This window comes from Clostridium sp. Marseille-P7770 (assembly GCF_902143525.1).
Classification (GTDB): domain Bacteria; phylum Bacillota; class Clostridia; order Lachnospirales; family Lachnospiraceae; genus Pilosibacter.
Genome location: NZ_CABFVC010000004.1, coordinates 551,317 through 563,275, shown reverse-complemented (window position 1 = coordinate 563,275; position 11,959 = coordinate 551,317). Strand labels below are relative to the sequence as shown.

Here is an 11,959-nt window from a genome sequence, read left to right as displayed (position 1 = left end):
TCTTAATGGAGTTCTGCCTGCAGATATGAAACTCGCGAAGCGTGTTTTCACTTGTTGATAGTAAAATAGAGAGGGGCATCATAAAATGGTTACATATTATAAGATCGGGGATGCGTTCTGCGCGTCCGTTCACGGCAATCTGCCGTATGAAAAAACAGAAAAACCGGCAGCGGGAACAAAGCTTACCTGGCTGTTTACCGGAGATCCAGGAAGCCGCCGCGCGTCATTTCTTGTCGATCACCCGGCGGAACTCTTTGCAGAAAAAGAGGATGTCAGCTGGTTAAATACAAACAGATTGGATGCGTCCGCAACTGACGGACAGATCGGGGAGCTCCCGCAGGAAGTCATGGACCAGATCAAGACCGGGACACTCCGCGCGGTCAACGCATCCCATCCGAAATTTAAGGAAATCTTGGCATACGAGCCGAAAGACGGAAAAAAGCGTGTCCATGTGCTGGCGATCGGCGATGTCGGAAGCATGCTTTTGACAGGACTTCACCTTCTCGGCGGAGATGTAATCTCCTCGATCGGGATCTGCGATATCTCCGACAAAGTGACCGCCCGCTGGGAGTTTGAGGAGAACCAGATCGCATATCCGTGGGACTACGACGCGATGCCGGAGGTGGATATCGTGGCCCCGGAACATCTCTTTGACTGCGATGTGTTCGTATTTGTCGCGTCAAAGGGAATCCCGCCGGTCGGCTCCGGCGTCAAGGACGTCCGCATGTACCAGTTTGAGAATAACTCGAAGATCATCGGCCATTACGCGAAGATGGCGAGAGAGAAGAACTTTAAGGGACTTTTCTGCGCGGTATCTGATCCGGTGGATCCGCTTGCAAAGACCGCATTTCTCGAGAGCAATAAGAATGAGGCCGGGGAATATGACTGGATGGGACTTCTCCCGGAGCAGATCCAGGGATTCGGTCTCGGAGTCATGAATGCCCGGGCTGCATACTATGCAAAACGCGATCCGAGATTCAAACAGTTCCTGACAGAGGGGCGTTCCTTCGGACCGCACGGACAGGACCTTGTCATTGCGGATTCCATCGAAAATTACAACGATGAGCTCTCGAAAGAGCTGACAAACCTGACTGTCACCGCAAACCTTCACATGCGCGCCATCGGCTACAAACCGTTTGTCGCACCGGCCTTCTCTTCCGGCGCGATCTCGATCTTAATGACGTTGAGAAAACAGTGGCACTGCGGATCCGTCTTCCTCGGCGGCGTCTACATGGGCGTGAAGAACCGCTATACGGATCATGGACTCGAGACGGAGGCACTGGCGCTGCCGGAAAAGCTGTACGAGAGGATCGAATTTGCGGCGGAGAACCTGGCGAAGATCGTGTAGAGGCTGGGGAACGCATATTGTTTCTTTTTTATAGGAGAGTGAGACATCATGGAGAACGACAGATTACTTGTATTGTACCCGCAAAAACGTGGTTCGGAGAAAGAGCGGGCGCGGCTGGATGAGGTTTTAGAGGCGGCACTGGACGGGATCGATGCAGAGATCGTGGAGAACATGGATCTCCTGGAACAGGACCCGGAAAGATACCGGGGACGGCGGCTCCTGTTCGCAGTTCCGCTCGGAAAAAACGGCATCAACCGCGGTTACTATGAAGTCCTCGCCTGGCTGCGCGGCGGTGAACAGGTCCTTTCCGGTGCTGTCGGCGGCATGATCATCGATGCGGAGAGTGAATTTTACACGAAAGCGACGGCGCGGGAGCTGGCGGTCGCGGCGAACCGTGCCGGCTGCGCGTTTGTCGGACGGCCGCTGGTGGAAGGAACTGCCTCTCTCGACAACTATCTGATCCAGGCTGCGAACATGAACACGGACCGGTTCGGTGCCTATAAAAAGAGTGCGCAGATCCTGGCTCATGAGATCCTGGAGACAGAGTGGGAGCCGAAGAAAGAAGCACATCTGCTGGTGCTCCACGCTTCCAACCATAGAACGTCCAATACGCTGGCGATCTGGCAGAAGGTGAAGGAACAACTGGATGATCGGATCAAGATCCAGGAGGTCAACCTGCGGAACGGTACGCTTGTGGACTGCTCGGGATGCCCGTATCAGATGTGTCTGCATTTTGGTGAACAGGGAAAGTGTTTCTACGGCGGAGCCATGGTGGAAGCAATCTATCCGGCGGTCAAGTGGGCGGACGCGATCCTGCTCCTCTGTCCAAACTATAATGATGCGCTTTCGGCCAATATGACGGCCTTCATCAACCGGTTGACGGCGTTGTTCCGTACAACGAGATTTTACGATAAGGCGCTGTTTGCGATCATCGTATCCGGATATTCGGGGAGTGATCTCCTCGCCGGTCAGCTCGTCACGGCGTTAAACATGAACAAGACGTTCTATCTCCCGGGCAACTTCTGTATGATGGAGACGGCGAACAACGCCGGAGCGGCGATGAAGCTGCCGGGGATCGAAGACAGGATAGGGGAGTTCAGTGAGAGAGTCACGGATACATTGTTGGAGAAAACGCAGAAATAAAGATAAGTGAAAGGCAGACTGAAAATAGAACTGTATAGGTATGGCGGCACAGAAGAGAAAACTGTGCCGCCATATTTTATCTCAGTCAGATAAGACTTCCGCATTTTTGGATGGTGGATAATACAGATTCATCTTAGTGGGAGGAGTATGATCTCTGCTCGACATGAATTTTGAGATATTGTAATAATTGCACAACCTATGCATATATGTACAATTTGAAAGTATAATCATGCACAAATAATCGCAACAATTTTATAATTTTAAGTAATTGCACATCAATACTTTATATTATGGAAACAAACACGGCTGATTGCGATAAAGATAAGAAAAGAGTCGAAATTTCAGACGTTTACCCAAAATAACAAAATTTGTTGCAAAAGTTACAGACGCGTTGTATAATAAATTCGTAAGCTTCCTTTGTTAAAAACTGAACAAAGGAACAGAAAAAAGGAGGTAGAAAGATATGAGAAAGAGATTTTCCGCAGCAATTGCCCTTGCACTGTCCTGTGCGATGATGTTGACCGCCTGCTCCGGCAGCAAACCGGCAGAGACAACCGCCGCAGCAGCTGATACAACAGCAGCCGCAGCAGAGACAACCGCAGCCGCAGCTCCGAGTGGTGACGTTCAGAAGCTGACAATGGGAACCGGCGGTACAACCGGTACATATTACGCGTACGGCGGCGTAATCGCGAATGTCCTTAACAGCAAAGACATCGGTGTAAACATCAATGTACAGTCCACCGGTGCTTCAAAAGCAAATATCTACCTTGTAAATGACGGTGAAGCAGATCTCGCAACGGTACAGAACGACGTTATGGATTATGCTTACAACGGAACCGACCTTTTCGCAGAAGAAGGTGCAGCAAAAGACTTTACAGCAGTTGCAGCCCTCTACGCTGAGGTTTGCCAGATCGTTACATCCGGTGATATCAAATCCATCGATGAGTTAAAAGGCAAGAGAGTATCCGTTGGTGACGCCGGATCCGGTGTTGAATTCAACGCACGTCAGATCCTTGAAGCTTACGGCATCTCCTTCGACGATATCCAGGTCAACAACCTTGGTTTCGGTGATTCCGCAGATGCATTAAAAGATGGCAAGATCGATGCCTTCTTCTGTACAGCAGGTGCTCCGACAACAGCGATCGTAGAGCTCGCTACAACAAACACGATCAACCTTCTTACTGTAGACGATGAGCATGCAAAGATCCTTGCTGATGCACATCCGTTCTACACAACTTATAGTATTCCGGGCGGCTCCTACAAGGGCGTTGACGACGATGTACAGACTGTAGCGATCAAAGCTACTCTGATCGCATCTCCGAAGCTTTCTGAAGAGACCGTTTACAATATCACAAAAGCTATCTTCGAGAACAAAGATGAAATCGCTGCTACCCATGCAAAGGGCGAAGAGCTTGATCTCGATTATGCAGTTTCCGGTATTTCTGTTCCGTTCCATCCGGGTGCTGAGAAGTACTTCAAAGAAGTTGGAGCGATCAAGTAATTACCTTGAAAAACAGGAAAGCAAGATTCTTTACAGCGGCGGCAATAATCACGGCAATTATTGCCGCCGTTCTTGCATATACCTTTCGAAGCGGGGACTGTCTGGTCTTAAGGAACGGGGACACGAATGAAGAGCTTGCCCGCTTCCGGGTAAAAGAGGGGGATGAATTCTCAGTGACGTTCATCCACTCGGTCAATCAGTATCCGCTGACGGATGTCTACCAGATCCGCGACCATAAAATCTATGTGGTCCGCACCATCTACAACAATTTTGGCGCGGGCGTCCAGACGGAGCTCGAGGATGGGCAGACACTGACGTATGATGAAAACGGGGAGATGGTCATTTCCGGATTTGATAAGGAGATGCCGTATCTTTCGTACATCGTGGGTACGGTCTCGGACCATATACTCACGATCCATGGAAAAGAAATCAGTCTGAGGGAACTCTGCGGGCGAAACAGTAAAGTAGAGTTCTCGTGTGAACATAAAGGACTCTGAGACAGAAAATGTGAACAAAAGGCAGAAAGCATTCCGGAACTCTTCAGGGGTGTGAGGGAGGAAGAACGGAATGTGAAAAAAGGAGGGATTTGTATGGCAGAGAAAGACAATATGAAAGTCAACACATCTCCTGTTGCGGATGTTGAGACCGGTACCGCGGAAGACGTCGAAGCCATCATGAAAAAGTATGATCGTGAATCGAATACCCGAGTCTGGGAAGGCGTTCCAAAACAGGTGATCCGCTATCTTCTGGCAGCATTTTCACTGTTAATGCTCTACATGAACCTGTTTGCAAACTGGGATGAGCGTGTGCGCCGTTCTCTTTTTGTAGGCGTTGTTATCATCCTTTCGTTCCTCATATATCCGATGAAGAAAGGCAGCACAAAGAAAAACTCGATCCCAATCTACGATATTATCCTCATGGTACTCGGAGCGGGTGCTTATTTCTACTTCGTTATCAACTTTAAAACGATCATCGGTCATGCGACCCGAATCAGCCAGACGGAGGTTATCGTCGGCGTGATCGGTATCCTGATCCTCGCAGAGACCTGCCGCCGCGTTGTCGGTATCCCGATCCTCTGTGTAGCGACATTCTTTATCTGCTACGCATTCTACAACGGACTCGGACAGGGCAGAGAATTTGCAGTCGTTTTAAAATCTGTTGTATACAACCTGTTCTACACGACAGGCGGCGTCATCGGTACTCCGATCGGTGTCTGCTCGACGTACATCGCACTGTTTATCCTGTTCGGTGCCTTCCTTGAGGCGACGGGAATTTCCGAGTTCTTTATCCAGCTCGCAAACTCCTTAGCAGGCGCTTCCACCGGCGGCCCGGCAAAGGTAGCCGTTATCTCCTCCGCTCTCTGCGGTATGGTATCCGGAAGCTCTGTTGGTAATACCGTAACAACCGGTTCCGTAACGATCCCGTTAATGAAAAAGACCGGTTACGAAGGCGAATTCGCAGGAGCCGTTGAGGCAGCTTCCTCCACCGGCGGACAGATCATGCCGCCGATCATGGGTGCCGCTGCATTCTTAATGGCTGAGATGGTAGGCGTCCAGTACGGCGAGATCGCGATGAGAGCGATCTTCCCGGCACTTCTTTATTTCACAGGTATCTTCATCACAGTACACCTGGAAGCAAAGAGACTTGGTTTAAAGGGTATCCCGAAGGATGAGCTCCCGAAATTCGGACCGTTATTCCTTCGTCAGGGTTATCTTCTTATTCCGCTGGTTGCCCTTGTTGCAATGGTTATGATGGGCTACACGATGTCCCGTGCAGCGATCATCGCTACCGCCCTTGCAATCCTTGTCAGCATGCCGAATAAAGAAACAAGAATGAACCCGACAAGATTCATCAACGCGTTGGAGGCAGGTGGTAAGAATACACTTTCCGTAGCTGTTGCCTGCGGCGTTGCCGGAATCATCGCCGGTGTCGTAACAATGACCGGTCTTGGACAGCTTTTGATCTCCGCAATCGTCGGTGTTGCCGGTGACCGCGTGATCGTAGCTCTGTTCCTTACTATGTTAACCTGTATCGTTCTTGGTATGGGCGTTCCGACAACTGCAAACTACATCATTATGGCTACCACATGTGCACCGATCCTTGTAAACGGTATGGGAATCAACAAGATCGCTGCCAACATGTTCGTATTCTACTTCGGTATCGTAGCAGATATCACACCGCCGGTTGCTCTTGCAGCTTACGCAGGATCCGCGATCGCGAAATCTAACCCGATGAAGACCGCGTTAAACGCATCACGTCTTGCGATCGCAGCGTTCATCGTACCGTATATCTTCGCATTCAACCCGGCAATGCTCTTCATTGATACCGGTGTTCTCGGAGTTGTGACGATCATCATTACCTCCCTGATCGGTCTGTTCGGTGTTGCAGCCGGTCTTGAAGGCTACATGTTCGCGAACCTGAATGTGATCGAGAGACTCTTATCCATCGTCGGAGGTCTCTGCCTGATCATTCCGGGAACCGTGACTGACCTTGTCGGCATTGTTCTTGTCGGTATCTCCGCGGCACTGCAGATGATGAAAAAGAAGAAAGCGGCTGTGGCATAGAAGAAATGGATGAAAGTTATATCGGAGTATATTGTAAAGAAAATTTGCATATGATATAATGGCTAAGAAAGAAATAGAACATAGTTCAAATTTACACAAAATGAAACCCCTCAGAGCGGCATCTCTGAGGGGTTTCTTCTCGTAAACAGAGATAAAAAATAGACTTTTGTGAGGAATATTTGTGTATGAGGAGATCCCTGTTTTCATTGATTTTATCTTGCAAGCGACATTAAAGTATGCTACACTTTCCGTAAAGTTTACCACTGTATCTGCGTAAAGAGAGGAAGGAAAAACGATGGAATTATTATATGGAAGTACCCGCGGCGGGGAGACTGGCGTGACAGCATCCCAGGCGGTATTAAAAGGACTTGCAGATGACGGCGGCCTCTATGTTCCGGAGCGCATTCCGACACTGGATGTGACGATGGACGAGCTTGCCGGAATGACATATCAGGAGACTGCTTATGCGGTAATGAAGCAGTTCTTAACAGACTATACGGAAGAAGAATTAAAATACTGCATTTCCCATGCATACGATGAGAAATTCGACACCGAGGAGATCGCTCCACTCGCAAAGGCAGACGGAATGTACTTCCTGGAGCTGTTCCACGGAAAAACGATCGCATTCAAGGACATGGCGCTCTCGATCCTGCCGTACCTTATGACAACAGCTGCAAAGAAAAACCATGCGAAAAATGAGATCGTGATCCTGACAGCAACCTCCGGTGATACAGGAAAAGCAGCGATGGCCGGCTTCGCCGATGTACCGGGAACAAGGATCATCGTATTCTACCCGAAGAACGGTGTCAGCCGCGTCCAGGAGCTTCAGATGCTGACCCAGAAAGGTGCAAACACATCTGTAGTCGGGATCGAAGGAAACTTTGATGATGCCCAGACTGGCGTCAAGAAGATCTTCGGCGACAAAGAATTCGCGAAAGAATTGGATGCAATGGGATTCCAGCTTTCCTCCGCAAACTCCATCAATATCGGCCGTCTCGTTCCGCAGGTTGTTTACTATGTATACGCATATGCGAAACTTCTCGCAAACGGCGAGATCGCAAAGGATGAGAAGGTCAACGTTGTTGTGCCGACCGGAAACTTTGGAAATATTCTGGCAGCATATTTCGCAAAACAGATGGGCGTTCCGTTTGGAAAGCTGATCTGCGCGTCCAACGACAATAAGGTCCTGTATGATTTCTTCCAGACAGGAACCTATGATAAAAACCGCGAGTTTATCCTGACCACATCCCCGTCCATGGACATCCTCGTTTCCAGCAACTTAGAGCGCCTGCTCTACTTAAGCTGCGGAAGAGATGCCGCAAAGACAAAGGAACTGATGGAGCAGCTCTCAAAGAACGGAAAATACGAGATCACACCGGAGATGAAGGAGTTCATGAAAGACTTCTCCGCCGGTTACGCAGATATGGAAGAGAACGCGAAGGAGATCAAGAAAGTATTCGACGATACCGGATATCTGATTGACACCCACACAGGTGTCGCAGCGGCCGTTTACGAACAGTATAAGGCGAAGACCGGCGATACGACAAAGACGATCATCGCATCCACTGCAAGCCCGTATAAGTTCTCCAGAAGCGTTATGGAGGCAGTTCTCGGAAAGAAAGAGGATGCCGACGAGTTCGCTCTGATCGACGAGATGGAGCGCATTTCCGGCGTGAAGATCCCGCAGGCCATCGAGGAGATCCGCGATGCAAAAATCCTCCACAACCGCCAGTGCAAACCGGAGGAAATGGAAGAAACTGTGAAACAAACCTTTTCAAAGTAGGGTAAATCGGTTATAATAAAATTATCATGACAACAGTACCTGTTGGGAATAGATGGCATCTGCTCCGCATATAAATGGAAACAGACGGAAGATCCGGCGGGACAGGCTGTTCTGTCAAAATAACGATTCAAATGGAGGCCTATATGTTAGTAACAGCGAAAGAAATGCTTGAGAAAGCAAGAGACGGCAAGTACGCAGTAGGACATTTCAACATCAACAACCTTGAGTGGACAAAAGCGATCCTGCAGACGGCAGAAGAGCTGAGATCCCCGGTTATCCTGGGTGTTTCAGAGGGCGCAGGAAAATATATGACAGGCTTTAAGACCGTAGTAGGCATGGTAAACGGAATGTTAGAAGAGATGAAGATCACTGTTCCGGTTGCTCTTCACTTAGACCATGGTACTTACGAGGGATGCTTAAAGTGTATTGATGCCGGATTCTCCTCCATCATGTTCGACGGTTCTCATTACCCGATCGAAGAGAACGTTGAAAAGACAAAAGAACTGATCCGTATCTGCCGTGAGAAGGGAATGTCCCTTGAGGCAGAGGTTGGCGCGATCGGCGGCGAGGAAGACGGCGTGATCGGTATGGGCGAGTGCGCAGATCCGAACGAGTGTAAGATGATCGCTGACCTCGGCGTTGATATGCTCGCAGCAGGTATCGGCAATATCCACGGAAAATACCCGGCAAACTGGAAAGGTTTAAGCTTTGAGACACTCGCAGCTGTCAAAGAGGCAGTTGGCGATATGCCGCTCGTTCTTCACGGCGGTACCGGTATTCCGGAAGATATGATCAAGAAAGCAATCTCCCTCGGCGTAGCGAAGATCAACGTAAACACCGAGTGCCAGCTTGCATTCGCAGCAGCTACAAGAAAATACATCGAAGCAGGAAAGGACCTTGAAGGAAAGGGATTCGACCCGAGAAAACTTCTTGCTCCGGGCTTCGACGCAATTAAAGAGACCGTTAAGACAAAAATGGAGTTATTCGGTTCTGTCGGCAAAGCTGACTGATCCGTTTAGCTTGCATTATCATGCAGTTAAAGAAATGTTCTCCCTCGCAGCAGGGAGAACATTTTTTCAAGCCAGTATTTTCCTACTGATCAGTGCAGTAGATGCGCAGACTTGCTGAATCGTTACGATTTTTGAACCAAATCCGTCTGATCCTGGTCTTTTTGCGGAAAGAGCCGGAGTATCAGGTAATTGCATACAGGATAAAACGTATGATTTTTCCGACAGCCGTGATCAGCTGTAGCCGTGTGTTTTACGCGCGTGACGCAGCAAAATGCCCCATACGGCGGCTGGCTATTTATACAGAAACGAGGAGGAGCAGTTTATGAGTGAAAACATCAATGTAGAGGCGATCTTCGGAGAGAATGTGTTCAACGACTCCGTGATGAAAGAACGTCTCCCGAAGAGTGTCTACAAAAAGTTAAAGCAGACCATCGAGGATGGCAGCGAACTGGACCCGACGATCGCTGACGTGGTTGCCCATGCGATGAAAGACTGGGCAGTCGACAACGGTGCGACCCATTATACCCACTGGTTCCAGCCGCTGACCGGCGTGACCGCCGAGAAACATGATTCCTTTATCGGAAATTTTGATTCCCAGGGAAAAGTTCTGATGGATCTCTCTGGAAAAGAGCTGATCAAGGGCGAGACCGATGGTTCTTCTTTCCCGTCCGGCGGCCTGCGCGCGACCTTCGAGGCCCGTGGATATACCGCCTGGGACTGCACTTCCGCGGCATTCTTAAAGAAAGATGCAACCGGCGTAACACTCTGTATCCCAACCGCCTTCTGTTCCTACAGAGGCGAAGCGCTCGATAAAAAGACCCCGCTTCTCCGCTCCATGCAGGCCATCGACAAAGAGGCGACAAGAATCTTCCACCTTTTCGGCCACACAGAAGTAAAGCGTGTTACTCCGTCCGTAGGACCGGAGCAGGAGTACTTCCTGATCGACCGCGACAAATATTTAAAGAGAAAAGACCTGATCTACACCGGACGTACCTTATTCGGCGCGATGCCGCCGAAGGGACAGGAGATGGATGACCACTATTACGGTGTTATCCGCGAGCGGATCGGTTCCTATATGAAAGAGTTAAATGAAGAGCTCTGGAAGCTGGGCGTTACCGCAAAGACCCAGCACAACGAGGTCGCTCCGGCACAGCATGAACTCGCAACGATCTACACAAAGGCAAACCTTGCCGTTGATCACAACCAGATCGTTATGGAAACAATGAAAAAGGTTGCAAGCCGTCACGGAATGGCGTGTCTGCTCCATGAAAAACCGTTCCAGGGCGTCAATGGTTCCGGTAAACATAACAACTGGTCTCTGGCTTCCGACACCGGCATCAACATGCTGGATCCGGGCGTGACTCCGCATGAGAACATCCAGTTCCTGCTTGTCCTTGCCTGCATTATGAAAGCAGTTGACCGCCATGCGGATCTGCTCCGCCAGTCTGCGGCTGTTCCGGGCAACGACTACCGTCTCGGCGCTCAGGAGGCACCGCCAGCGATCATCTCCATCTTCGTAGGTGAGCAGCTTGAGGATGTGATCGACCAGCTGATTTCTACAGGTTCCGCGACTCACTCAAAGATCGGCGGTACCTTAAAGACCGGTGTTACGACACTTCCGGATTTCGATAAAGATGCGACAGACAGAAACCGTACATCCCCGTTCGCATTCACCGGAAACAAGTTTGAGTTCCGTATGGTCGGTTCCTCCGACTCCGTTTCCTCCGCAAACGTTGTGTTAAATACGATCGTTGCAGAGGCATTCAAGGAAGCTGCCGATGAACTTGAAAAGGCAGAGGATTTCGACCTTGCGGTTCATGATATGATCAAGAAACTTCTCGCTGAGCACCGCCGTATCATCTTCAACGGCAACGGCTACAGTGAGGCGTGGGTGGAAGAGGCAGAGCGCCGCGGACTCCCGAACTTAAAGTGCATGGTGGATTCCATCCCGGCACTTGTGACCGAGAAAGCGTTCAAACTGTTCGGCGATTTCGGTGTATACACGAAGGAAGAGCTTGTTGCGAGAGCGGAGATCGAGTATGAATCCTACGCGAAATCCGTCAATATCGAGGCGAAATCCATGATCAACATTGCCGGAAAGCAGCTGATCCCGGCGGTTGTCCGCTATACGACAGTTCTCGCACAGTCCTTAAGCGCTGTGAAGACTGCATGCCCGGAAGCTGACAACAGCGTCCAGACAGAACTTCTCATCGAAGTTTCCGACCTTCTCTCCGACATGAAGGTTGCCCGCGCGAAGCTCGAGGATCTCGTAGAAGAGTATCAGCACATCGACAGCATGGAAAAACGCGCCCACTTCTGCTACGACGAGATCATCCCGGCGATGCAGACTCTGCGTGACCCGGCAGATCAGCTGGAAATGATCGTAGACAAAGAATACTGGCCGATCCCGAGTTATGGGGATATGATCTTTGAGGTGTGATCACTGTAACATAAAATGGTGAAAATTAGTACATAAAAACACCGCTCTGGGAGGAATGTATGATTTCCTGCCGGAGCGGTGTTTTTTTGTAAACGGAAAAATTCCAAATAAGTAAAGCGGACATTCGCAATCCGCTTCGCTACTTGCTCATGAACGCAGTCGCTTCGCGA

At 49.9% G+C, this 11,959-nt stretch carries 8 protein-coding genes; all 8 read left to right on the top strand.

What is annotated here, in order from left to right; all coding sequences use genetic code 11:
• Positions 1 to 85 precede the first annotated feature (85 nt).
• Positions 86 to 1,348 (top strand): lactate dehydrogenase, encoded by a 1,263-nt coding sequence (locus FN001_RS12485; protein ID WP_142412052.1) that lies wholly within the window; start codon positions 86 to 88, stop codon positions 1,346 to 1,348.
• Between the two features lie 48 nt (positions 1,349 to 1,396).
• Positions 1,397 to 2,491 carry a flavodoxin family protein gene (locus FN001_RS12480; RefSeq protein ID WP_486463515.1) on the top strand — a complete coding sequence of 365 codons (1,095 nt, stop codon included), beginning with the start codon at positions 1,397 to 1,399 and terminating at the stop codon, positions 2,489 to 2,491.
• 463 nt (positions 2,492 to 2,954) lie between these two features.
• A complete protein-coding gene (locus tag FN001_RS12475) occupies positions 2,955 to 3,992 on the top strand; it encodes a TAXI family TRAP transporter solute-binding subunit (RefSeq protein WP_142412051.1) in 1,038 nt (345 codons plus the stop codon).
• A gap of 5 nt (positions 3,993 to 3,997) precedes the next feature.
• Entirely contained in the window at positions 3,998 to 4,489 is a 492-nt protein-coding gene (locus tag FN001_RS12470) for a DUF1850 domain-containing protein (RefSeq protein ID WP_185911921.1), read from the top strand.
• Positions 4,490 to 4,582: 93 nt separating this feature from the next.
• Positions 4,583 to 6,556, top strand: a complete 1,974-nt coding sequence (locus FN001_RS12465; protein ID WP_142412049.1) for a TRAP transporter permease — start codon at positions 4,583 to 4,585, stop codon at positions 6,554 to 6,556.
• A gap of 295 nt (positions 6,557 to 6,851) precedes the next feature.
• Positions 6,852 to 8,339 (top strand): threonine synthase, encoded by a 1,488-nt coding sequence (gene thrC, locus FN001_RS12460; RefSeq protein WP_142412048.1) that lies wholly within the window; start codon positions 6,852 to 6,854, stop codon positions 8,337 to 8,339.
• A 143-nt stretch (positions 8,340 to 8,482) separates the two neighbouring features.
• The gene (gene fba / locus FN001_RS12455; protein WP_118298368.1) at positions 8,483 to 9,349 is read left to right on the top strand and encodes a class II fructose-1,6-bisphosphate aldolase; all 867 of its coding nucleotides are present in this window, start codon (positions 8,483 to 8,485) and stop codon (positions 9,347 to 9,349) included.
• A gap of 322 nt (positions 9,350 to 9,671) precedes the next feature.
• Positions 9,672 to 11,789: a glutamine synthetase III family protein gene (locus FN001_RS12450; protein ID WP_142412047.1), complete on the top strand. Its 2,118-nt coding sequence runs from the start codon at positions 9,672 to 9,674 to the stop codon at positions 11,787 to 11,789.
• The last annotated feature ends 170 nt before the right edge of the window (positions 11,790 to 11,959 follow it).

Excerpts from the sequence above, each read along its gene's own strand:
- FN001_RS12465 (WP_142412049.1), top strand. The coding sequence starts at position 4,583 with ATGGCAGAGAAAGACAATATGAAAGTCAACACATCTCCTGTTGCGGAT.
- thrC (WP_142412048.1), top strand. The coding sequence starts at position 6,852 with ATGGAATTATTATATGGAAGTACCCGCGGCGGGGAGACTGGCGTGACA.
- FN001_RS12450 (WP_142412047.1), top strand. The coding sequence starts at position 9,672 with ATGAGTGAAAACATCAATGTAGAGGCGATCTTCGGAGAGAATGTGTTC.
- FN001_RS12480 (WP_486463515.1), top strand. The coding sequence starts at position 1,397 with ATGGAGAACGACAGATTACTTGTATTGTACCCGCAAAAACGTGGTTCG.
- FN001_RS12485 (WP_142412052.1), top strand. The coding sequence starts at position 86 with ATGGTTACATATTATAAGATCGGGGATGCGTTCTGCGCGTCCGTTCAC.
- FN001_RS12475 (WP_142412051.1), top strand. The coding sequence starts at position 2,955 with ATGAGAAAGAGATTTTCCGCAGCAATTGCCCTTGCACTGTCCTGTGCG.
- fba (WP_118298368.1), top strand. The coding sequence starts at position 8,483 with ATGTTAGTAACAGCGAAAGAAATGCTTGAGAAAGCAAGAGACGGCAAG.